We start from the raw sequence: 22,377 nt of genomic DNA on the forward strand, positions 1-22,377 counted from the left end.
ACCACAGATCGGACCCCGAGCTAGATGGGCTGGTTCTCCGACGTGATCGGCCGCCTCGGCGGCCGGTCCTCCGCGCCCGAGCCCGAGCACGAGCTCCCGGCCCCGCCGACGTCGACCGACATCCTCGCGTCGGTCGAGCGGGTCGAGCAGCAGATCGAGGGCCGTGTGCCGCCCGCCGTGACGGCGCGCGTGCACCGCATCACCGGCACGGTCGAAGAGATGGTCCCCCGCCTCGACCGCCTCGGCGGCGGGTCGCAGCAGGCGCACACGGTCGTCGCGACGGCGACGAGCTACCTGCCCGAGGCCGTCGGCGCGTACCTGCGCCTGCCGCGCGACTTCGCCGACCGGCGGGTCGTCGCGCAGGGCAAGACGTCGCTCATGCTGCTGTGCGACCAGCTCGACCTGCTCGGCGTGACGCTCGACAAGATCTCCGACGCCGTCTCGCGGGCCGACGCCGCGGCCCTCGTCGCGCACGGCGCGTTCCTCGCGGAGAAGTTCCGCGACTCGTCGATCGCGCTCGACCCCGGCGCGGGCCGGGGCACGCCGCAGCCGGGCCCGCCGTCGGAGCCCGGACGACTGGAGGCACCGTGACCACCCCGGATACCCCGACCCTCGCGGCGGCGCTCGACGCGCTGGACGCCGCCGCGCGTGCCGCGGGCGTGGACGAGGAGGCCGCCCGCGACGAGGGCGCGCGCCTCGCCGCGGCCGTCGCCGAGTCCTCCCCCGGCGCCCCGGCGGCGTGGCTCGCCGCGCTGGGTCACGACCCGGCGGCGACGGGCGCGTTCTTCACCGCGGCGTCGAGCGCCCGGCGCTGGCGCACGTCCCCGACCGACGTCCTCGCCGCACTCGGGGCGGCGCGCTCGAAGCACGCGACCGCATACGGGCAGGCGCTCGCCGACGTCGCCCGCGCGGCCGCGCGCCTCGGCTCGCCCGGCCCGCACGTCGCCGGGGCCGCCGCCGCGACGGCCGCGGTCCAGCAGGCCGGCGCCGGGCCGGTGGCCGCTCCCGCGGCGAGCCGAGCGCCGTCGGGCCCGACGGCGCAGCCCGCCGCGGGCGGCCCGCTCGGCGCACCCCGCACGACGGGCGGCGCGGACCCGTTCGACCTCGGTGACCTGCTCGCCGCGCAGGGCTCGCTCGACGCGCTGCGCCGCCCGGCCCCCGAGGTCCCGTCCGTCGCGTCGATCCTCGACGCGCTCGGCGCGCGCGGGACCGGGGGCGGGACCGCGCCGTCGGGCACGACGCCCGCCCCGGCGTCGGGCACGACGGCGGACGCGACCGCCGGGAGCGCGGAGACGGCCACCGCCACGGAGACCGCTGCGGACGCGGCCGTCGAGGAGGAGCCCGCGCGCTCGATCGAGGAGCTGCTCGCCGAGCTCGACGCGCTCACCGGCCTCACGCGCGTCAAGGACGAGATCCACCGCCAGACCGAGCTGCTGCGCGTCGAGAAGCTGCGCACCGAGGCGGGCCTGACCCGCCCCACGCTCACGCGCCACCTCGTGTTCCTCGGCAACCCGGGCACCGGCAAGACGACGGTCGCGCGGCTCGTCGCGGGCATCTACCGCGCGCTCGGGCTGCTCGAGAAGGGCCACCTCGTCGAGGTCGACCGCTCGGAGCTCGTCGCGGGCTACCTCGGGCAGACGGCCGTGAAGACGTCGGAGGTCGTCGCGACCGCGCTCGGCGGCGTCCTGTTCGTCGACGAGGCGTACGGGCTCGCGGAGGACCAGTACGGCGCCGAGGCGATCAACACGCTCGTCAAGGACATGGAGGACCACCGCGACGAGCTCGTCGTCATCGTGGCGGGCTACCCCGGCCCGATGGCCGACTTCCTCGCGACCAACCCCGGGCTCGAGTCGCGGTTCTCCACGACCATCACGTTCGAGGACTACGCCGACGCCGAGCTGCGCGACATCTTCGCGAGCATGGCCTCCCGGGCGGACTTCGAGCCGACCCCCGAGGCGCTCGACGTCTTCGCGCGGCTCGCCGCGGCGCAGCCGCGCACCGAGGGGTTCGGCAACGCCCGCTGGGCCCGCAACGTGCTCGACGCCGCGATCGCGCGCCACGCGTGGCGGCTCAAGGACGTCGACGCCCCGACGATCGACGAGCTGCGCCTGCTCCTGCCCGTCGACCTCGTGGACGGCGAGGGCGCTCCCGCGCTCCTCGCGACGCTCGACCCGCCCGCACCCGAGGACGCGCAGGCCGAGCCCGCCGAGGCCGAGCCGGCCGGATCCGCAGCGGAGGGCACGGACGGCACAGACCGCCCCGCCACCGACGACGCACCAGAGACCGCACCCTCCAGCGCCGAGGAGAACGCATGACGACCACCCCGGTCCGCCCGGCGGGCCAGCAGATCGTCCCGGCCGGCGGCCCCGCGCCGGGTGGTGCCCTGACCGCCCCGGGCGGCGGCGCCGTCGTCCCGCAGGGGTCGCAGAGCGCCGCCGTGTCCCGCGCGCGCGGCGCGCTGCGACGCACGCCCGGCAAGCTGCGCCTCGTCATGGCGCTGTGCGTGCTCGCCGCGCTCGCGCTCGGTGCCCTCGGGTTCCAGGCCGGCAGCCTCCAGTCGCGCGCGCTCGCCGCGGCGAGCGAGGACGCGGCCCAGCTCGTCGGGGTCCAGGAGGTCCGCAACGCGCTCGTCGCCGCGGACGCGACGGCGACCGGGGCGTTCCTCGTCGGGGGCCTCGAGCCCGCCGACCAGCGCGCGCGGTACGACGAGCTCGTCGACCAGGCCGCGAACCGCCTCGCCACGCTCTCGGGCAGCAACGAGGCGGACGCCGCGCTGCTGGGCCAGGTGGCCGCCGACCTCACGGTCTACACGGGCCTCGTCGAGCAGGCGCGCGCCACCAACCGGCAGGGCTTCCCCGTCGGGTCCGCGTACCTCGACCAGGCCTCGACGATCCTGCGCGAGCAGATGCTCCCCGCGCTCGACGAGGTCGTGCTCGACGACGCCGACCGCGTCGCCGCGGACTTCTCGGGCGTGCGCAACGCGCTCTGGGTGCTCGCCGCCGGCCTCCTCGCGCTCGCCGTGCTCCTCGCCAGCCAGGTCTGGCTCGCGCGGCGCACGCACCGCGTGCTCAACGTGGGGCTCGCCGTCGCGACGGCCGTGGTGCTCGTCGTGGGCGTCGTCTCGACGGTCCTGCTGTCCCAGGCGAGCGCCCGCGCGCACGACGTCCGGACCGGCCCGTACGCCGCGACCCTCGCCGCGTCGCAGGCGTACTCGCTCGCGAACGACGCGAAGTCCATGGAGGCGTTCACGCTCATCAAGCGCGGCTCGGGCCAGACGTACGAGGAGTCGTTCGTCGCCGCGACGGACGACGCGGCGGCACGCCTCGACACCGCCGCGACCGAGGGCAACCTCGACGGGACGACGGCGCAGGCGCTCGACGCCTGGGTCGCACGGCACGCCGAGATCCGCGCGCTCGACGACGCGGGCCAGTGGGACGACGCGGTCGCCCTCGCGACCGCGACCGACCCCGAGAGCCCGAACGCCGCGTTCGACGCGTTCTCGGCCGCGGCGCGCGACGACATCGAGACCAACGCCGCCGCGACGAGCGACCGCCTCGACGGCGCGGCGACGACGGCCACCGTCGCGGGCTGGCTGCTGCTCGTGGCAGGGCTCGTCGCGGCGCTGCTCGCGTGGCGCGGCGTGACGGCACGACTGGAGGAGTACCGGTGACCACGACGCCCGCCCCCCATGCCCGGCCCGCCGGGACCCGCCGCACCGGCACGCGCGCCCGCCGGGCCGGCGCCGTCACGACCGGGGTCGCCTCGGCGCTCGCCGCGCTGCTCGTGCTCGGCGCCTGCTCGGGGCCGTCGGGCGCGGAGGACCTGCGCCTGACGACCACCCCGCAGGACGAGGCGACCGAGGAGTCCCCCGCGGCGCCCGCCGCACCAGCCGAGTGCGCCGACCCGCTCGCCTCGTACGCGCCCGAGGGCGCCCTGCCCGGCCCGGACGCCCTCCCGGGCGGCAGCACCATGGCCACGATCCGCGACCGGGGCGCGCTCGTCGTCGGCGTCTCGGCGGACACGCTGCTCATGGGCGCGCGCAACCCGCTGTCGGGCCAGATCGAGGGCTTCGACATCGACGTGCTGCACGAGGTCTCGCGCGCGATCTTCGGCGACCCCGACCGGCTGCAGTTCCGCGTCATCACGTCGGGGCAGCGGCTCGAGGTGCTCGAGAACGGCGAGGTCGACCTCGTCGCGCGCGCGTTCACCATCAACTGCGAGCGCTGGGAGTCCATCGCGTTCTCCGCGGAGTACTACCACGCGGGGCAGAAGGTGCTCGTCACGCGCGACTCGACCGCGAACGGGATCGCGGACCTCGAGGGTCAGCGTGTGTGCGCGCCCGAGGGCACGACGACGCTCACGCGCCTCGAGCAGTTCTCCGGCATCGAGCCCGTCCCCGCGACCACGCACACGCAGTGCCTCGTGCTGTTCCAGCAGGGCAAGGTCGACGCGATCACGGGAGACGACACGATCCTCGCGGGCTTCGCCGCCCAGGACCCGTACGCGAAGGTCGTCGGCGAGGCGATCAGCGACGAGCCCTACGGCATCGGCGTCCCGGCGCAGAACGTCGACATGGTGCGGTTCGTCAACGGTGTCCTGGAGCAGATGAAGGCCGACGGGCGCTGGGCCGCGATCTACGGCGAGTGGCTCGGCGGCCTCGGCCCGGCCCCGACCCCGCCGGCCGCGGTGTACGGCCGCACGCCGTGACGCGCACCCCCGCACCCGAGGCGCCGGGACGGCTCGGCGAGGCGATCCCCGCCGCCGACCTCCTGGCGTACCTCGGCGCGCTCGAGACCTGGCTCGACGAGCGCCGCACCGAGCTCGACCGGCTCGACGCCGCCGCACAGGCCGCCGCGACGCCCGACGCCTACACCGCCGACCTCGTGCTCGCGCTGTCGCTGTGGCAGGCGATCCGCTCGCGCGCCGACGAGATCCGGCCCGTGTGGGACTCGGGCCGGGCCGACGCCGTCGCGCGCGAGAAGATCTCCCAGCTCCTGTGGGGCAGGCTCGACTCGGGCTCGGGCGCCGCGCTCGTCTCGCTCGTCGAGGCGGTCAAGCTGTGCGACGCGCTCGTCGTGCAGCTGCGCACGCGCCTGTCCTTCGACCCGCACACGGCCGACCAGGTCGCGCGGCTGCGCGGCGTGCGCGCCGAGCTCGTGCGCTGCGAGGACCTCGCGGGCTCGGACGCCGACGCGCGCGGCCGCGTCGAGACCCTCCGGGGGCGCCTCGACCACCTCGTCGCGCAGGCGGCGCGCGGCGCCGACGTGTCGGGCCCGCTCGCCGAGCTCGAGACCGAGGTCGCGCGCGCCGAGCGCGACCTCATCGTCGCGTCCGCGCAACGCCGCGAGCTGCGCCGCGACCGCGCCCGCACCGAGGAGCAGCGCGCCGCGCTCGAGTCGCGCGAGCCCGCCCTGCGCGAGCTCGTCGCGCGCTGCCGACGCGAGATCGCGCACCCGCCGCGGCTCGCCGTCCCGGACGTCTCGCGCCTCGGCCCCGTGCCCGACTCGCGGTTCGAGCTCGATGCCTACGCGGCCCGGCTCGCGACCGTGGCCCGCGCCGTCGAGACCGTCGAGGACGCGTACACCCGCCCCCTGCGCGCCCGTGCCGAGCTGCGGTACAGCCTGGAGCGGCTCGCCGCGCGGGCCGACGCCAACGGCCGGTCGGCGTCCCCCACGGTGCGCTCCGGCCTCGCCGAGGCGCGCGAGGCCGTCGAGACGACACCGTGCGACGTGACGCTCGCACGGTTCCTCGTCGAGCAGTACCAGTTCCTCACCCGCGACCTGCCCACCCCGGAAGGAGCGTCGTCGTGACGACCACCGCGACCGTCCCGTGCTCGGAGCCCGGCTGCCCGGGCACCATCGAGGACGGCTACTGCAACGTCTGCGGCGCGCCCGCGGGCGGCTCCGGCGCCGCCCCGACGCCCACCGCGAGCGGCACCACCGGCGTGCCCGCGCCCGGCGGCGCGGCCGCCGCCTCGCCGTCCGCCATGCTCGGCACCGGGTTCGTGCAGGGCCGCCCGGGCACCGCCGGGGCGGGCGACCCCGACGCCGAGCGCTCGACGCGCACCGGCCGCACGAGCTCGAGCCGCCTCGCGTCGACCGCGCTCGGCTCGGCGCGCACCGCCGCGACCGGCTCCAAGGCGACCCGTCGCGTCGGGACCTCCTCGACGCGGCTGCGCGGGCGCGGCCTGGGCGCGGGGCTCACGACCGTCCCGTCGGTGCCCGTCCGCGACCCGCTGCAGTCCGTCATGGCCGTGCCCGAGGTCGCCGAGCGCAAGCGCTTCTGCCCCGCGTGCGGCGAGAAGGTCGGCCGCGGGCGCGACGGGCAGCCCGGCCGCACCTCCGGGTTCTGCCCCCACTGCGGCAACCGCTTCGACTTCACGCCGCAGCTGAAGCCGGGCGACCTCGTGGGCGGGCAGTACGAGGTCGTGGGCTGCCTCGCGCACGGCGGCCTCGGCTGGATCTACCTCGCGCGCGACCAGAACGTGTCCGGCCGGTGGGTCGTGCTCAAGGGCCTGCTCAACTCGGGCGACCCCGACGCGTACGCGGCGGCGATCTCGGAGCGCCAGTTCCTCGCAGAGGTCGAGCACCCGCTCATCGTCGAGATCTACAACTTCGCGATGCACGACGGCGCGGGCTACACCGTCATGGAGTACGTCGGCGGCGAGTCGCTCAAGGAGATCCTCCAGCAGCGCCGGGAGGACAACAACGGGGTCATCGCCCCGATGCCCGTGGACCAGGCCCTGGCCTACGTCCTCGCGATCCTCCCCGCGTTCGCCTACCTGCACGACCACAACCTGCTGTTCTGCGACTTCAAGCCGGAGAACGTCATCCAGCAGGGCGACGGCGTGAAGCTCATCGACCTCGGCGGCGTGCGCCGCACCGACGACCTCACGTCCGCGATCTTCGGCACCGTCGGCTACCAGGCGCCCGAGGTCGCGGAGGTCGGGCCGTCCGTCGCGTCCGACATCTACACGATCGGCCGCACGCTCGCGACGCTCGTCCTCGACTTCCGCGGGAACACGACGACGTACGTCGCCTCGCTCCCGCCCGTCGCGGACACGCCCGTCTTCCAGCAGTACGACTCGTTCTACCGCCTGCTCGCCAAGGCGTGCGCGCTCGACCCGGCCGACCGGTTCGCGACCGCGGACGAGATGCGCACCCAGCTCCTCGGCGTCCTGCGCGAGGTCGTGGCGGCCGACGCCGGCCCGGGCAACCCGGCGCTGCACTCCGCGGCCTCGGTCCTGTTCGAGGCGCCGGTCGCGGACGTCGCGTCCCGCCCGCTCGCGTGGGACGAGCTGCCGACGCTGCGGCGCGACGACCACGACCCCATGGCGAGCTGGCTCGCCGGGGTCAACGTCGTGGACCCGGACGCGCGCCTCGCGGCGCTCGCCGACGCGCCCGAGGACACGGTCGAGGTGCGTCTCGCCCGAGCCCGCGCCGCGATCGAGGCGGAGCGGTTCGACGTGCTGCGCGACACGATCGCGACGATCCTCGCGGACGACCCGTGGGAGTGGCGCGCCGCGTGGATCGGTGGCCTCGGCGAGCTCGCGCAGGGCGACCCGGTCGCGGCGCGCGCCTCGTTCAACGCCGTCTACGGGCAGGTGCCGGGCGAGCTCGCGCCCAAGCTCGCGCTCGCCGCGGCCTGCGAGCTGAGCGGCGAGCCCGACATCGCCGAGTCCCTCTACGTGATCTGCGCGCGCACCGACGCGAACTACACCGCGCCGGCCGCGTTCGGGCTCATGCGCGTGCGCGAGGCGCGCGGCGACCTCGACGGCGCGCTGCACGCGCTCGACCTCGTCGGCCCGACGCGCGGGTCGTACGTCGAGTCCCGCACCCTCCGCGCGCACCTGCTCGCGGCGTCGGGCCGGGGGCTGCCCGCGCTCGCCGACGCCATGGCGAGCGTGTCGACCGTCGCGATCGCGCCGCGCGAGCGGGCCGAGCTCGCGGTGGGCGTCCTGCGCTCCGCGCTCGACACCGTGACGACCTCCGGCCCGGAGCCGACCACGCGCATCGCCGGCGTGCCCGCCGACGAGCCCGCGCTGCGCGACGCGCTCGAGGGCGCGTACCGCGAGCTCGCGTCGCTCACCGACTCGCGGGACGAGCGCATCACGCTCGTGGACCGCGCGAACGAGGTCCGCCGGTGGACGATCCGATGAGCGACTCCCCGGCACCCGCGCCCGGCGGCACGGTCGCGGAGCCGAGCGGCGTGCTCGAGTGCCCGGCGTGCGGGGAGCCGTCGCCCGAGGGCGCCCGGTTCTGCGAGGCGTGCGGCACGCCGCTCGCCCCGCTCCCCGCGTCGCCGGCCCCAGACGCCGGGACCGGCCCTGCCGCGGACCCCGCGACCGACGCCGCGACGGACCCCGCAGCAGCCGGGACCACCGGCGGCGGACCCGGGAGCGGCGACGGGACCGGCGACGAGCCCGGCGAGCCGTCGGGCGGGGCATCGGCCGAGACCGGAGGCGCCGCGGCCGAGACCGGCGCGCGCCCCTGCGTGCGCTGCGGCGGCCGGGTCGCCGAGGACGGGTACTGCACCGAGTGCGGCGAGCCCGCCGCGTCCGAGCGCGACCACTGGGCCGAGCGGCCCGCGAGCTGGGTCGCCGGCGTGTGCGACCGGGGCGTGCGGCACTCGCGCAACGAGGACGCCATGGCCCTCGCGGCGAGCGAGTCCGCGACGGCCGAGCGGGCGTTCGCGGCGCTCGTCGTGTGCGACGGCGTCTCCTCCGCGCCCGACTCCGACGTCGCGAGCCTCGCCGCGGCCCGCGCCGCGCGCGACGTGCTCGCGGCGCGCGCCCCCGACGGGACCGACCCCGTGACCGGCGAGGCCTCGGCGCGCATGGGCGCGTGGTCCGCGCTCCTCGGCGACGCGTCGCGCGCCGCGCAGGACGCGATCCTCGCGACCGTGGGCACGATGGCCGACCGCGAGAACCCGCCGTCGTGCACGTTCGTCGCGGCCGTCCTCGACGGGCCGCTCGTCGTGGCGGGCTGGGTGGGCGACTCGCGCGCCTACTGGATCCCGGACGACGGCGACGCGCACCAGCTCAGCGTCGACGACTCGTGGGCGCAGGAGATGATCGCGCAAGGCGTCCCGCGCGCCCAGGCGGAGACGTCGCCGCAGGCGCACGCCATCACGCGCTGGCTCGGCCCCGACGCCCCCGACCCGGTGGCCCGCACGGCCGCGACGCTGCCCGACCGCGACGGCTGGCTGCTCGTGTGCTCGGACGGCCTGTGGAACTACTGCTCCCCCGCGCCCGACCTGGCGGCCCTCGTGCGCAGCACGCAGGACCGTGTCGGCGACGACCCGCAGACGCTCGCGGGCGCCCTCGTCGACTGGGCGAACGCCCAGGGCGGCCGGGACAACATCACGGCCACGCTCGCCCGGTTCTCCCGGGCGTCGTCCACGACTCCGCCGCCGCCCCCGGCGGACCCCGCCACCACCTGACGCGCACCGCGCGTCGGGCCCCGACGACCCGATAGCCTGCACGAACACCCGCACCACCGAAGGAGCCCCCATGGCCGAGTTCGCCGCCGAGGTCTACCAGAACGAGTTCCTGTCCGAGGGCGCGACGGACGTCCACGCGATCGTCACCGTGACGTGCCGCGGCGCCGGGAGCGCGGGGAGCGCCGGCGGCGCGGGCGGGGTGGCCGAGATCATCATGGTCGACACGTCGGGGTCGATGTCGGGGCGCAACATCGAGGCCGCGAAGCACGCGGCCCAGGTCGCGGTCGACCAGATCCTCGACGGCACGTGGTTCGCGATCGTCGGCGGGAGCCACGTCGCGAACCGCGCGTTCCCCTACCCGAACGCCCGCATGGCCATGGTGCAGATGGAGCCGGGCGCGCGCGCCGAGGCGAAGCGCGCGATCTCGATGCTCACGCCCGGCGGCGGCACGGCGATGAGCACGTGGCTGCGCCTCGCGGACCAGCTCTTCGCGACGGTGCCCCAGGCGACGCAGCGGCACGCGATCCTGCTCACCGACGGCAAGAACGAGTCGGAGCCCCGCGCCAACCTCTCGGCCGCGGTCCGGGACGTCACGGGCCACTTCCAGTGCGACGCCCGCGGCGTCGGCTCGCGCTGGCAGGTCGACGAGCTGCGCGAGATCTCCACCGCGCTGCTCGGCACGGTGGACCTCATCGCGGACCCGAACGAGATCGCCGCCGACTTCGAGAAGCTCATGCAGGCCTCCATGGCGCGCGGCGTCGCTTCCGCGGACCTGCGCGTGTGGGCCCCGCAGGGCTCGCAGGTGCTGTTCGTCCGCCAGGTCGCCCCGACGGTCGAGGACCTCACGCACCGCCGGGCCGAGGTCAACCCGCTCACGGGCGCGTACCCGACCGGGTCGTGGGGCGACGAGTCGCGCGACTACCACGTCGCGGTCCGCGTGGCCTCGAAGCCCGTCGGCTCCGAGCAGCTCGCGGCGCGCGTCCAGCTCGCCGTGAACGGCGAGGTCGTGTCCTCGGGCCTGGTCAAGGCGAAGTGGTCCGACGACGAGTCGCTCACCACGCGCATCAACCCCGAGGTCGCGCACTACACCGGCCAGACCGAGCTCGCCGCAGCGATCCAGGAGGGCCTCGCGGCCAAGGCCTCGGGGGACGAGGCGACGGCGACCGTCAAGCTCGGGCGCGCCGTCCAGCTCGCGCAGCAGACCGGGAACGAGGAGGCGACGTCGCGCCTGCGCAAGGTCGTCGAGATCGACGACGAGGAGCACGGCACCGTGCGGCTCAAGCGCAACACGTCGACGCTCGACGAGATGGCGCTCGACACCGCCTCGACGAAGACGACGCGGGTGCGTCGGTGAGCGCCGTCGTCTGCCCCAACGGGCACCCCTCGGAGTCGACCGACTACTGCGACGTGTGCGGCGAGCCCATCGCCGCGGCGTCGGCACCCGCGGTGCCCCCGGCGGGCGCGTCGTCCCCGGCACCGGGCGCGTCGTCCGGCACCCCGGCACAGGCTCTCGAGTGCCCGAACTGCGGCTCGCCCGCCCCGGCCGGCGCCCTGTTCTGCGAGAACTGCGGCTACGACTTCACCACCGGTGCCCTGCCCGACCCGGTGGAGCCCGCGTCGGCGCTCTCGCTCGACCCGCCGTCGCGTCCCACGCCGGCGACCCCGGCCGCACCCGCCGCCGCACCGGCCGCACCGGCCGCACCGGCCGCACCCGTCGCACCGGAGGCAGGCGTCGCGTCGGGCGCGACGCCGCCGCCGCTCCCGGCCGCGTCGCCCGCGTCCGCGGCCACCCCGCCGCCGGGCGCCTCCGCACCGCTCGAGGCTCCGGCGTCGACCCCGGCCACCGGGACCGCCGCGGGTGAGCAGCCCGGCGGTGAGCCCGCCGACCCGGCCTCCGCCGCGCCGTCGGGCGCGCACCTGCCGACGCCGCCCGTGCCCGGGCCAGACCAGTGGGTCGTCGAGATCTGGATCGACCCCGACTGGTACGCGGCCCAGCAGCCCGAGGACCCCATGCCGTCGGCGGGCCTGCCGGGGCTCGTGGTGCTGCGCGAGCGCAGCGTGCTCGTGGGGCGCCCGTCGGTCTCGCGCGGCATCCACCCGCAGGTCGACTGCGGCGCGGACACCGGCGTCTCGCGACGGCACTGCCAGCTCAGCACGGACGGGCAGCGCTGGTGGGTCGAGGACCTGCAGTCCTCGAACGGCACCTACGTGAGCCCCGCGGGCGAGCCGCTCCCGACAGACCCGATCCCCGCCGGCCAGCGACGCGAGCTGGCCGACGGGGACCGCGTGTACCTCGGGGCGTGGACGCGCCTCGTCGTCCGCAAAGCGCTCCCCGGCGAGGCGTGAGCCCGGCTCAGCCCTCCGACGCCTGAGGCTCGGCCTCGGCCGTGATCTGGGTCGCCGCGCCGCCCGCGCGGTGTGCGACCTCGATCCGGCGGGGCCGGGCCTCCTCAGCGACCGGGATCGTCAGCGTCAGCACGCCGTCCTCGTACGACGCCGTGATCTTGTCGAGCGCCAGGCCGCGCCCCACCGTGAGCTGGCGTGCGTACGTGCCGGACGGCCGCTCGCGCGCGAGCCACTGGACGTCCGGGTCGGTCCGCGGGCTCCGCTCGGCGCGGATCGTCAGCGTGCGGTCCTCGACGGACACGTCGATCGTGCCCGGGTCGACGCCCGGGAGGTCCATCGTCAGCACGTAGTGGTCGCCGGCGCGGAACAGGTCGAGCGGCATGCCGCCCGAGGCCGCCGAGGCCGCGGTCGCGCGGGCGCCGGACGCGAGCTGGCCCACCAGGCGGTCCATCGCGTCGAAGGTGCTCGTGAAGGGGTCGGTCATCGCAGCCACACCTCTCACCTCCTCGTCGCACGGTCCCGGGCGGTCCGGGACCGGTCGGTGCTCCCGCGAGGCAGGCACCCCGCGGGCGGCTACAGCTCCTGTTTTAGCACTCTCCCCCCGGGAGTGCCAAGAGGTGCGACGAGGCGTGCCGACCGGCCACGCAGGCCGCGTTGTGCGGCTCCCACACCGGCCCCGCACCCGCGCCCGGGAGCGGTTGGAGGTTCCCTCCAACGGGTTGTGCGATCCGTGCACGGCGGGCCGCCGAGGTGGTCGCGAGCGCCGTCGCCCGACGACCGCCGTCCCGGCCAGAGTGGACACGCCCGACCACCGACAGCAGGGAGCCCGCGATGACCGACGCCCGCACGGAGACGCCCACCGCCACCTCGTCCGCCCCGGCGGCCACCGCCCCGGCCGCGCCGCGCGAGGTACCGCGCGACGAGCCCGGCCGCCGCCGTGGCCGGTTCGCGCTCGACGCCGGCGACGCGGCACGGGTCGCGACGTTCGCCGCGCTCCTCGCCGCGCTCGGCCTGCCCGGCTCGATCGCCCTGTTCGGCAACGCGGTGCCCGTGACGCTCCAGACGCTCGGTGTGATGCTCGCGGGGGCGGTCCTCGGCGCGTGGCGCGGCTCGCTCGCCGTCGCGACCTTCCTCGCGCTCGCCGCGGCCGGGCTCCCCGTCCTCGCAGGCGGGCGCGGCGGGCTCGGGGCGTTCGTCGGGCCGTCCGCCGGCTACCTCGTCGGGTTCCTCGCCGGCGCGGCCGTCGTCGGTCTGCTCGTCGACCGGCTCCGGCGCGTCACGTTCGCACCCGTGCTCGTCGCGTGCCTCGTCGGCGGGGTCGCGGTCGTCTACGCCGTCGGCGTCCCCGTGCAGGCGCTCGTCACGGGCGTGCCGCTGCCCACGACCGCACAGCTCTCGCTCGTGTTCCTGCCCGGCGACGTGCTCAAGGCGCTCGCCGCCGCCGCGATCACGGTGGGCGTCGTGCGCGCCTACCCCGCGGCCCGCCCGGCCCGGCGCCCGACCGGCGCCGACCGTGCCGCGGCCGACGACCGCCCCGCCTCCTGAACACCTGCGAGAGTGTCCGCGTGCCCGTCGCCCACCAGGTCCTGACGCACGCCGCCGACCCGGCGGTGCGCGACCGTCCCGCCCTGCGCACGCCCGAGCGGTCGCGCACCTACGCCGCGCTCGCCGCGGACGTGCGCGCGGGCGCGACGCACCTGCGCGCGTCGGGCACGCGGCCGGGCGACCTCGTCGCCGTCTCGCTGCCGGACCCGCTGGACCTGCTCACCGCCGTGCTCGCCGTCGACCACCTGGGCGCGACGCCCCTCGTGTGCGACGCCGCCTGGCCGCGCGCCCACCGCGCCGAGGTGCTGCGCACGCTCGCGCCGCGCACGTTCGTCGAGGTGCCGCTCCCGCGCGGGACCGGCACCGCCGACGGCGCGCAGCCCGTCCCGCCGCACGTCCCCGGCCCCGACGACCTCGCGTGGGCCGGGTTCTCGTCCGGGAGCACCGGCCGGCCGCGCGCGGTGGTGCGCACGCGCGCGTCGTGGGCGGGGTCGTTCGACGCCGTCACGCGGCTGCTCGGGCTCCGACCCACGGACGCGGTCCTCGTCCCCGGCCCGCTCGCGTCGTCGCTGTACTGCTTCGCCGCCGTGCACGCGCTCGCGGTGGGCGCGTGCGTCGTCCTCACGCGCACCCCGGCCGCGACGACGGCGGCGCTCGCGACGAGCGACGTCGTGCACCTCGTGCCGCAGGTCCTCGACGACGTGCTCGACGCCGTCGCCGCGGGCGCGCCGTCGCGGCTGCGGCACGCGGTCGTCGGCGGGGCGTCGCTCGCCCCCGGCGCGCGGGAGCGGGCGCGGGGCCTCGGCGTCGACGTGCTCGCGTACTACGGCGCCGTCGAGCTGTCGTTCGTCGCCTACGACCCCGACGGGTCGGGGCTGCGCGCGTTCCCCGGCGTGGACCTGGCGGTCCGTCCCCTGCCGTCGGCGAGCGTCGGCGAGGTGTGGGTGCGCTCGCCGTGGGTGTCGCGGGGCTACCTCGCGCGCGCTACAGGACCGCTGCGGCGCGACGGCGCGTGGCACACCGTCGGAGACCTCGCCGACCCGGGTCCGGAGCCGCTCGTGCTGCGCGGCCGGGGCGACGGCGCGATCCTCTCGGGCGGGTCGACGGTCGTGCCCGAGGACGTCGAGGTCGTGCTGCGGGCCGTGCCCGGGGTGCGCGACGTCGTCGTGCTCGGCACGGCGCACCGCCGCCTCGGGGCGGTCGTGACGGCCGTCGTGGAGTGCGACGACCGGTCGGGGCTGCGGGCGCACCTCGAGCGGGTCGCCCGCGCGGCGCTCGCGCCGGCCCAGCGGCCGCGGCGCTGGTACGGCACGCGGGCGCTGCCGCGGACGCCGTCGGGCAAGCCCGCGCGCGGCGCGGTGAGCGAGGTCCTCGGTGGGACGGACCTCGCACGCTCGGGCCTGGAGCCGCTGCGGTGAGCCCACGAGAGCTCGGCGCGACGGACGGCGCGCCCGACGCGACGCCCGTGGTGGTGGCCGCGCGCCGCACGTGGGTCGGGACGGCGGGCCACGGGCACCGGGCGCTCACCGAGGTGGACCTCGCGGCCGCGGCGCTGCGCGCGACCCTCGACGACGCGCGGGCGCACGGCGTCGCGGCGGACGTGGCGGACGTCGTGCTCGGGTGCTGCACGGGCCCCGGCGGGGACGTCGCGCGCGTCGCGGCGCTCGCCGCCGGAGCGGGCGTCGGCGTGCCGGGGCTCACCGTCGACCGGCAGTGCGCGTCGGGCCTCGCGGCCGTGCTCGTCGCGGCGCAGCAGGTCCGCGCGGGCGAGGCGGCGCTCGTCCTCGCGGGCGGCACCGAGAGCGCGACGCGCTCGCCCGCGCGGGCCCACCGCACGCCGTGGGGCGACGTCCCGTACGCGCGCGCGGCGTTCGCGCCCGTGCCGTGGGCCGACCCGGGGATGGGCGCGGCGGCCGACGAGCTCGCCCGCCGCCGCGGCGTGACCCGCGAGCGCCAGGAGGCGTACGCGCTGCGCAGCCACGCGCGCGCCCGCGCGGCGCACGACGCCGGGCGGTTCGCCGCGGAGACCGTGCGCGTCGGCCCGCCGGGCCGTGCCCTGGAACGCGACGAGCGCGCGCGCCGCCTCGACCCGGCCGTCGTCGCGCGCCTCTCCCCCGCGTTCAGCGCCGGGGGAACCGTCACGGCGGCGACGTCGAGCCCGGCGAGCGACGGCGCCGCGGTCGTCGCGGTGGTCCCCGAGGCGGTGCGCCGCGACCTGGGGCTCGCGGGCCTGCGGGTCGTCGCGTCCGCCACCGTGGGCTGCGACCCGGCGCTGCCCGGGTGGGGCCCGGTGCCCGCGGTGCGCGCCGTGCTCGACCGCGCCGGCGCGCGGCTCGACGACGTCGCGGCGGTCGAGGTCGTCGAGGCGTTCGCGGCCCAGGTGCTCGCGGTCACCGACGCGCTCGGCCTCGACCCGCTGGGCGACCCCGCGGACGACGCCCGGGTGTGCCCCGACGGCGGCGCGCTCGCGCTGGGCCACCCGTGGGGCGCGAGCGGCGCGGTGGCCGTGGTCCGGCTGTTCTCCCGGCTCGTGCGCGGGGGCGCGCGGGCCGGGACGCTCGGGCTCGCGACGGCGGCCGTCGGCGGCGGCCAGGGCGTCGCGGTGCTCGTGGAGGTGGCACGGTGATCGCGCGCGCGGCGCGCGCCGTGCGGGGGCGACGCCGGGACCGCCCGGCCGAGGTCGCGCCGCCCGCACCGGAGGCCCCCGTCGAGGACACCGCCGGGGGGTGCGTGGTGCGGCTCGAGGACGTGCACGTGCGGCTCGGCGAGCGCGACGTCCTGCGCGGCGTGAGCCTCGAGCTGCGCGAGCACCGGGTCGGCGTGGTCGGGGCGAACGGCTCGGGCAAGAGCACCCTGGCCCGCCTGCTCAACGGGCTCGTCGTGCCCACGGCGGGACGCGTGCTCGTCGACGGCCTCGACACGCGCCGCCAGGGCGCGGCGGTGCGACGGCGCGTGGGGTTCGTGTTCACCGACCCGGACGCGCAGATCGTCATGCCGACCGTGGCGGAGGACGTCGCGTACTCGCTGCGCGGCGTCCCGGCGGACGAGCGCGGCGAGGTCGTGCGGCGCGCCCTCGCCGCGCGCGGCCTGGCCGAGCACGCCGACCATCCCGCGCACCTGCTCTCGGGCGGGCAGAAGCAGCTCCTCGCGCTCACCTCCGTGCTCGCGGCGGGCCCGCGCCTCGTCGTGGCCGACGAGCCGACGACGCTCCTCGACCTGCGCAACACGCGGCGCGTCGCCGCGGAGCTCGCGTCCCTCCCCCAGCAGGTCGTGCTCGTCTCGCACGACCTCGCGCTCATGGACGCCATGGACCGCGTCCTCGTGGTCGACGGCGGGCGCGTCGTCGCGGACGACGCGCCGGGCCCGGCCGTCGCGCACTACCGCCGCCTGGTCGACGCGGGGCCGGGGTGACGGCGGGCGGCTACCGGCCGGGGACCTCGGTGCTGCACCGCCTCCCGGCCGGGGCGAAGCTCGTCGGTCTCGCGGCGGCGTCGGGCGCGGTGCTGCTCGTGTCGTCGCCGGTCGCGGTGGGGGTCGTGGTCGTCGTGGTCGCAGCGCTCTACGCGGTGGCGGGGGTGGGCACCCGCGCCGCGTGGGACCAGGTCCGGCCGCTGCGGCTCGTCGTGCCGGTGCTCCTGGCGGTGCAGTGGTTCGCGCTCGGTCCCGCCGCCGCGGTGGTCCTCACGACCCGCCTCGTGGCGCTCGTCGCGCTCGCGGGGCTCGTGCTGCTCACGACCCGCACGGCCGCGGTGCTCGCCGCGATCGAACGCGGCCTGCGCCCGCTCGGCCGCGCGGGGGTCGACGTCGGCCGGGTCGCGCTCGTCCTCTCGCTCGCCGTGCGCTCCGTCCCGGTGGTCGCGGCGCTCGCGCAGCGCGTGCGGGACGCGTCCCGCGCGCGCGGCCGGGAGCACGACGTCCGGGCCTTCGCCGTCCCGCTCGTCGTGGGCGCCCTGCGCCAGGCGGACGCGCTCGGCGACGCGCTGCGCGCCCGCGGCCTCGACGACTGAGGCCGCCCCGGCGTCGTCTCGCCGGCGGTCCCGGTGCTGCGCCCCGCCGTCGTGCCCCCCGCTGTCGTGCCCGCTGTCCCGGCCCCGCCGCTGTGCCGCCGGTCGGTCCCGCTAGCGCGCGCCGGCGACGGCGCGGCGGCCACGCAGGGCGAGCGCCGCGGCGACGGCGATGCCCGCCACGGTCACGACGAGCAGCACCCGGTAGTCCACGACCCCGACGAGCGCGGCCCCCACCACGGTGAGCAGGAGCTGGGGCACGTTGAGCAGCATGGTGCTCGCCGCGGCCACCCGGCCCTGGAGCGCGGGCGGCGTGCGGAGCTGGCGCTCGGTGACGAACCCGACGATCGCCCACGTGACGCCGAGGCCGACGCCGCCGAGCCCGACGACGACCGCCACCACGCTCGTGCCCGTCGCGGGGACGATGCCGAGCGCGAGCACGAGCAGGCCCAGCGCGACGAGGCGCTGCGCCCCCCACCGGGCCACGAGCCGGGCGGCGGTGAGGCCGGCCACGATCGCGGTCATCGCCTGGACGGACGACACCGGCCCGAGGAGCGCGGCCGGGAGCCCGAGGCCGTCCTCGACGATCGCGAGGCTCACGGCGTTGAGCAGCCCCACCGCGCCGAACGCGACGACGAGCGCGACCGTGAGCACGCCGAGCGGGGCGGTCCGCGCGAGGTGCCGGAAGCCCGCGGTCACCTCGGCGAGGTACGGCTCGCGCTCGTCGGCGGGCGGGGTCTCGCGCACCCGCACGCGCGCGACCACCCCGGCCGCGACGACGAACGCACCCGACGCGGTCAGGACGAGCGGCCACACGCCCGCGAGGGAGTACGCACCCGCGCCCACGACGGGCATGAGCAGCCGGAACACCTGGTCGATCGTCGTGAGGCGGCCGTTCGCGGCGGCGAGCGCGTCGTCGGGCAGCATGTCGCGGACGAGCCCGGACTGCGCCGCGGACGTCGCGAACCCGACCCCCGAGTACACGACCGTGACGAGGAGCACGAGCCACACCTGCCCCGGCCCGCGGACGAGGAGGAGGGCGAGGAGGACGACCGCGCCGACGAGGTACGTCGCGACGAGCATCCGGCGGCGGGACACCCGGTCGGCGAGCTGGCCGAGGAACGGCGACGCGAGCGCGGGAAGGCCCAGCGCGGCGAACACGAGCCCGGCTGCGCCGTTCGAGCCCGTGAGGTCCTTGACCCACACGGCGAGGATGATCGCGAGCACCGAGTCGGCGAAGTTGGTGAACCCCCACGCGACCGAGAGCAGGCGGAAGGGTCGCCCGCGGAGCGCGGCCCGCGCGTCCGCTCCCGGCGTCGTGGCCCCGCTCCGCGGCGCGACCGTTGCGGTCGGTGCGGTCGGTGCGGTCGGTGCGGTGTCCGCAGTCGGTGCCGCGGCCGCCGGCTCGGGCGGGGCGGTCACCGGTGGTCCGCGGGCGGGTCGGCGTTGACGACGGCGAACAGCCGCGCTGGCCGGGCCCCCTCGGGGCGCAGCGACGGGTCGTCCCAGCGCCCGGCGAACCGGTCGGTGAGCGCCTCGACCTCGCGCGCGAGCGCGTCGAGCTCCTCGCGCGTCGCGTAGAACGACGACGAGCTGAGCGTCGAGGCGAGCAGCCACCGCGGGTCCTCCGCCGCGGCGCCGGCGAGCCACGCCCGCACGCGCGCCGCCTCCTGGCCGAGCACGAGGTCGGCCACGGCGCTCGCCGCGGGCAGCGACTCGGGCACGTCGGGGTCGAAGCGGGTCTGGCGCCCGCGCCCGACCGTCCGCCAGGGGCGCTCCTTGCCCCGCCGCTCGGCGGGCTCGACGTAGCCGTACTTCGCGAGCATGCGCAGGTGGAACGAGCAGCTCGCGACGGACTCGCCCGTCGCCTCGGCACAGCGCGTGGCCGTGACCTCGCCCTCGTCGTCGAGCAGCGTGAGGATCCGCAGACGCAGGGGGTGCGCGAGGGCGCGGATGCTCGCGGGGTCGCTCGCGACCACCGGTCCGGGCGGGGACGTGCTTGCGGAGGCGCCCTGCCCAGGGTGGTCGGCGGCGGTCGTCATGGGGACGACGCTACGTCACGAAAGATATCTTGCGCAAGACTTCTTTCCTAAGAGCCCTCAGGCCCCGCCTCGACCGGTCGCGCCCGCGCCCGGAGGTCGTGCACCCGGCTCACGACGACGACGACGCCGAGCACCGCCACGGCGAGCGCGAGGCCCGCGAGGACGTCGGTGAGGAAGTGGTAGCCGAGGTAGAGGCGGCTCAGCGCCACGGTCCCGACGACGAGCACCGACGCCACGACCCAGACCGTCAGCACGCGAGCGTCGCGGTGGCGGTGCCACACGAGGTAGCCGCCGACGAGCACCAGGGTCGCCGCGCCGATCGTGTGCCCCGAGGGGAACGAGAACGACCGCTCGACCCCGGCCACGACCATCGAGGCGTCCGGCGGGCGCGGACGGGCGATCACCGCCTTGAGCACGCTCGAGACGAGCGTCGCGAGCACCATCGCCCCCGCCAGCAGACCCGGTTCCCACCAGGTCCCCGAGCGCCGTGCCCACACGACGCACCCCACCGCCACGAGGAGGGGCAGCACGAACGGGCCGAACACGGTCGTCACGACCGTCAGCACCCCCGTCGCGACGGGGGTGCGGTGCGCCACCATCCAGGCCAGCAGCGGCTCGTCGAAGCTCCAGAGGTCGTCCCGCTCCCGGACCGAGTCCAGCAGGCCGGCGAAGCCCAGGACGCCGACCAGGACCAGGAGCAGCCCCGGCCACACGCTCGCGAGCACCGCCCGCGGCGACGTGCCCTCCTCCGACCCGCTCGTCGTCGCTCCCATCCCCGGAGGCTACGGAACGCGGGCCGACGACGCAGGGCGGCGGGGGCCCCGGGCGAGACCCCGGCGAAGGGCAGGACGGTCCCCCGCGAAAAACCCGTGCGCCGCCGGCGCCCGTCGTGGTCGTATGAGCACACACCGCGGTGGCGTCCGTCCGGTCCGTACCGGGCGGTGGAGGGTCCGGCCAGACCCACGAACCCAGCGTCACGAGAGCAGCACCATGCATCCCTTGATCACGTACGACGTGGCGGCCCTCAGCCGTCGCGAGCAGCTGCAGGAGCAGACCCTGCGCCGGTCGCAGCTGCGCCGCACCACGACCCGCGTCCCGGCGCACACCCGGCAGGCCCGCCTGTCGCGCCGCACCGCATGACGCGCACCGAGCGCTCGGCACGCCGGGGGCACACCCCGCCGGGCGAGAGCGCGGCACGTCGAAGGCCTCGGCCGTCCGGACCCTCCGTGGACCGGACCGCCGGGGCCTTCGTCGTGCGGGCGTCGTCGGACCGCTCGCACCGCGGCGGCCGGGTTGACACCCGCCGCGCGACTAGGCTGTGGGCGTGAGCCCTGTGAACGCGAACGAACGCATCGTCTGGATCGACTGCGAGATGACCGGGCTCGACCTGGGCGCCGACGCCCTCGTCGAGGTCGCCGCGGTCGTCACCGACTCCGAGCTCAACGTGCTCGGTGACGGCGTCGACGTCCTGGTCCGCCCGCCGGCCGAGGCGCTCGAGCAGATGGGCGACTTCGTGCGCCAGATGCACACGACCTCCGGTCTCCTCGACGAGCTCGACGAGGGCCTGACGCTGGCCGAGGCCGAGCAGCGCGTCCTGGACTACGTCCGCACCTGGGTGCCGGAGCCCGGGAAGGCGCCCCTCGCCGGGAACTCCGTCGGGACCGACAAGGCGTTCCTCGACCGCGACATGCCGGCCCTCATGAGCCACCTGCACTACCGGATCGTCGACGTCTCCTCCGTCAAGGAGCTCTCCCGCCGCTGGTACCCGCGCGCGTACTTCTCCTCGCCCGAGAAGCACGGCGGGCACCGCGCGCTCGCCGACATCCTCGAGAGCATCGACGAGCTGCGCTACTACCGCGCCGCCGTCTTCGTCCCTGCGCCGGGCCCGGACTCGGCGACCGCCCGCAAGATCGCGGAGCAGGTCGTCGCGACGAGCGTGACCCGGGGACGCACACGGCCGCACGAGCCCGGCGAGAGCGCCGCCACGACCGCCGACGACGCCACCGTGGCGACCGTCACAGGGTCCACGGAGGCCTGACGCGAGAAAGGCGTCCGGGAGCACCCCGCAGACCGGGTACACTTTTCGACGGCCGGTGCTCCAGGCGCCGGTCCGTGAGCACGGCTCACATGGTGGGTATAGCTCAGCTGGTAGAGCACCTGGTTGTGGTCCAGGGGGTCGCGGGTTCAAGTCCCGTTACTCACCCCAGACGACGAGGGCCGGTCTCCTGACGGAGACCGGCCCTCGTCGCGTCCGAGCCCGACGCGCTCCCCGGCGGCGCGCTCCGGGGCTTGCTCAGGGCGCCCGGTGCGACGCGACGGCGAGGACGCCGCCGAGGCCGATCATCATCCCGCCGCCCGCGGCCCGCACCGTGCCGAGGCGCCGGGGCGAGGACGCGAACCACGAGCGGGCCGCGCCCGCGGCCAGCGCCCAGACGCTGTCGCACACGAAGGCGATCACGGTGAAGACGAGGCCGAGCACGATCATCTGCGCCGGCACGCGCCCGGCGTGGAAGTCGGTGAACTGCGGCAGCACGGCCACGAAGAACACGATCGTCTTGGGGTTGCTCACCCCGACGACGTAGCCCTGCCGCACCACGCGCCACCAGGGCTCGCGGACGGGAGCGGCGTCGACGGTGACGGCGCCGTCGCGCCGGTGGCGGATCGCCTGGGCGCCGAGCCACACGAGGTAGGCCGCACCGACGAGCTTGACGACGGTGAAGATCGCGACCGACGTCGCGACGACCGTCCCGACCCCGAGCGCCACGGCGACGACGAGCGTGAGCGCGCCCAGCTCGTTGCCGAGCACGCTGAGCACGCCGCCGCGGTGACCCAGCGCGAGCGAGCGGCCGACGACGAAGAGCACGCTCGGGCCCGGGATCGCGACGAGCACGAGGGAGGCGAGCGCGAAGGCGAGGAGGGCGTCGAGGTGCGGCACAGCGCCACGATAGGCCTCGGCGTGACGCACGTCACGGGCACATCCCGCCCGCCACCGGACGCGC

At 77.0% G+C, this 22,377-nt stretch carries 21 protein-coding genes and 1 tRNA gene; 17 read left to right on the forward strand and 5 right to left on the reverse strand.

Translation table 11 applies throughout. The features are described 5' to 3' along the window. Positions 1-24 precede the first annotated feature (24 nt). The 9 genes from ACZ4MO_RS03195 to ACZ4MO_RS03235 all read left to right on the forward strand — a co-directional run bounded on the left by ACZ4MO_RS03195 (position 25) and on the right by ACZ4MO_RS03235 (position 11,787). Positions 25-591, forward strand: a complete 567-nt coding sequence (locus ACZ4MO_RS03195; protein ID WP_061268560.1) for a hypothetical protein — start codon at positions 25-27, stop codon at positions 589-591. After that, complete coding sequence (locus ACZ4MO_RS03200; protein WP_175008103.1) at positions 588-2,315, forward strand: AAA family ATPase; 1,728 nt, start codon at positions 588-590, stop codon at positions 2,313-2,315. The genes ACZ4MO_RS03195 and ACZ4MO_RS03200 overlap by 4 nt, the downstream gene beginning before the upstream one ends. Beyond that, positions 2,312-3,670, forward strand: coding sequence for a GlnX family signal transduction membrane protein (locus ACZ4MO_RS03205; RefSeq protein ID WP_175008102.1), 1,359 nt, complete (start codon positions 2,312-2,314; stop codon positions 3,668-3,670). Before ACZ4MO_RS03200 ends, ACZ4MO_RS03205 begins: the two co-directional genes overlap by 4 nt. Beyond that, complete coding sequence (locus ACZ4MO_RS03210; protein WP_083385467.1) at positions 3,667-4,707, forward strand: glutamate ABC transporter substrate-binding protein; 1,041 nt, start codon at positions 3,667-3,669, stop codon at positions 4,705-4,707. Before ACZ4MO_RS03205 ends, ACZ4MO_RS03210 begins: the two co-directional genes overlap by 4 nt. Then, on the forward strand, positions 4,704-5,810 hold the full coding sequence (locus ACZ4MO_RS03215) for a hypothetical protein (RefSeq protein WP_175008101.1): 1,107 nt from the start codon (positions 4,704-4,706) through the stop codon (positions 5,808-5,810). Before ACZ4MO_RS03210 ends, ACZ4MO_RS03215 begins: the two co-directional genes overlap by 4 nt. Beyond that, positions 5,807-8,158 (forward strand): tetratricopeptide repeat protein, encoded by a 2,352-nt coding sequence (locus tag ACZ4MO_RS03220; protein WP_175008100.1) that lies wholly within the window; start codon positions 5,807-5,809, stop codon positions 8,156-8,158. Before ACZ4MO_RS03215 ends, ACZ4MO_RS03220 begins: the two co-directional genes overlap by 4 nt. After that, complete coding sequence (locus ACZ4MO_RS03225) at positions 8,155-9,441, forward strand: protein phosphatase 2C domain-containing protein (RefSeq protein ID WP_175008099.1); 1,287 nt, start codon at positions 8,155-8,157, stop codon at positions 9,439-9,441. Before ACZ4MO_RS03220 ends, ACZ4MO_RS03225 begins: the two co-directional genes overlap by 4 nt. A gap of 70 nt (positions 9,442-9,511) precedes the next feature. Continuing rightward, complete coding sequence (locus ACZ4MO_RS03230; RefSeq protein ID WP_021483252.1) at positions 9,512-10,795, forward strand: vWA domain-containing protein; 1,284 nt, start codon at positions 9,512-9,514, stop codon at positions 10,793-10,795. Next, the gene (locus ACZ4MO_RS03235; RefSeq protein WP_175008097.1) at positions 10,792-11,787 is read left to right on the forward strand and encodes an FHA domain-containing protein; all 996 of its coding nucleotides are present in this window, start codon (positions 10,792-10,794) and stop codon (positions 11,785-11,787) included. The genes ACZ4MO_RS03230 and ACZ4MO_RS03235 overlap by 4 nt, the downstream gene beginning before the upstream one ends. Positions 11,788-11,794: 7 nt before the next feature. Here ACZ4MO_RS03235 and ACZ4MO_RS03240 read toward each other — a convergent pair whose 3' ends face one another. Further along, the gene (locus ACZ4MO_RS03240) at positions 11,795-12,271 is read right to left on the reverse strand and encodes an Hsp20/alpha crystallin family protein (protein ID WP_255180952.1); all 477 of its coding nucleotides are present in this window, start codon (positions 12,269-12,271) and stop codon (positions 11,795-11,797) included. A gap of 347 nt (positions 12,272-12,618) precedes the next feature. On the opposite strand from ACZ4MO_RS03240, the gene ACZ4MO_RS03245 reads away from it, so the two are divergent. The 5 genes from ACZ4MO_RS03245 to ACZ4MO_RS03265 all read left to right on the forward strand — a co-directional run bounded on the left by ACZ4MO_RS03245 (position 12,619) and on the right by ACZ4MO_RS03265 (position 17,339). Further along, the gene (locus tag ACZ4MO_RS03245; protein WP_175008096.1) at positions 12,619-13,332 is read left to right on the forward strand and encodes a biotin transporter BioY; all 714 of its coding nucleotides are present in this window, start codon (positions 12,619-12,621) and stop codon (positions 13,330-13,332) included. Positions 13,333-13,352: 20 nt separating this feature from the next. Continuing rightward, positions 13,353-14,750 carry a class I adenylate-forming enzyme family protein gene (locus ACZ4MO_RS03250; protein WP_499278599.1) on the forward strand — a complete coding sequence of 466 codons (1,398 nt, stop codon included), beginning with the start codon at positions 13,353-13,355 and terminating at the stop codon, positions 14,748-14,750. Beyond that, a complete protein-coding gene (locus ACZ4MO_RS03255; protein WP_255437032.1) occupies positions 14,747-15,958 on the forward strand; it encodes a thiolase family protein in 1,212 nt (403 codons plus the stop codon). The genes ACZ4MO_RS03250 and ACZ4MO_RS03255 overlap by 4 nt, the downstream gene beginning before the upstream one ends. Before the next feature lie 104 nt (positions 15,959-16,062). After that, positions 16,063-16,743 (forward strand): ATP-binding cassette domain-containing protein, encoded by a 681-nt coding sequence (locus tag ACZ4MO_RS03260; RefSeq protein ID WP_175008220.1) that lies wholly within the window; start codon positions 16,063-16,065, stop codon positions 16,741-16,743. Further along, on the forward strand, positions 16,740-17,339 hold the full coding sequence (locus tag ACZ4MO_RS03265; protein WP_175008094.1) for an energy-coupling factor transporter transmembrane component T family protein: 600 nt from the start codon (positions 16,740-16,742) through the stop codon (positions 17,337-17,339). The genes ACZ4MO_RS03260 and ACZ4MO_RS03265 overlap by 4 nt, the downstream gene beginning before the upstream one ends. 111 nt (positions 17,340-17,450) lie before the next feature. Here ACZ4MO_RS03265 and ACZ4MO_RS03270 read toward each other — a convergent pair whose 3' ends face one another. The 3 genes from ACZ4MO_RS03270 to ACZ4MO_RS03280 are packed head-to-tail and all read right to left on the reverse strand — an operon-like array spanning position 17,451 to position 20,151. Next, positions 17,451-18,758, reverse strand: a complete 1,308-nt coding sequence (locus ACZ4MO_RS03270; RefSeq protein WP_186810354.1) for an MFS transporter — start codon at positions 18,756-18,758, stop codon at positions 17,451-17,453. Further along, positions 18,755-19,378, reverse strand: coding sequence for a helix-turn-helix domain-containing protein (locus ACZ4MO_RS03275; RefSeq protein WP_175008092.1), 624 nt, complete (start codon positions 19,376-19,378; stop codon positions 18,755-18,757). The genes ACZ4MO_RS03270 and ACZ4MO_RS03275 overlap by 4 nt, the downstream gene beginning before the upstream one ends. 47 nt (positions 19,379-19,425) lie before the next feature. Continuing rightward, positions 19,426-20,151 carry a phosphatase PAP2 family protein gene (locus ACZ4MO_RS03280; RefSeq protein ID WP_175008091.1) on the reverse strand — a complete coding sequence of 242 codons (726 nt, stop codon included), beginning with the start codon at positions 20,149-20,151 and terminating at the stop codon, positions 19,426-19,428. 226 nt (positions 20,152-20,377) lie between these two features. On the opposite strand from ACZ4MO_RS03280, the gene ACZ4MO_RS03285 reads away from it, so the two are divergent. The 3 genes from ACZ4MO_RS03285 to ACZ4MO_RS03295 all read left to right on the forward strand — a co-directional run bounded on the left by ACZ4MO_RS03285 (position 20,378) and on the right by ACZ4MO_RS03295 (position 21,584). Further along, entirely contained in the window at positions 20,378-20,518 is a 141-nt protein-coding gene (locus tag ACZ4MO_RS03285; RefSeq protein WP_157446647.1) for a hypothetical protein, read from the forward strand. 184 nt (positions 20,519-20,702) lie between these two features. Beyond that, on the forward strand, positions 20,703-21,416 hold the full coding sequence (orn, locus tag ACZ4MO_RS03290) for an oligoribonuclease (RefSeq protein WP_175008090.1): 714 nt from the start codon (positions 20,703-20,705) through the stop codon (positions 21,414-21,416). Between the two features lie 92 nt (positions 21,417-21,508). After that, positions 21,509-21,584, forward strand: a tRNA-His gene (locus ACZ4MO_RS03295). Between the two features lie 87 nt (positions 21,585-21,671). On the opposite strand, the gene ACZ4MO_RS03300 is transcribed toward ACZ4MO_RS03295, so the two are convergent. After that, a complete protein-coding gene (locus ACZ4MO_RS03300) occupies positions 21,672-22,313 on the reverse strand; it encodes a LysE family translocator (protein ID WP_255437030.1) in 642 nt (213 codons plus the stop codon). Positions 22,314-22,377 lie beyond the last annotated feature (64 nt).

The organism is Sphaerisporangium cinnabarinum (assembly GCF_055567015.1).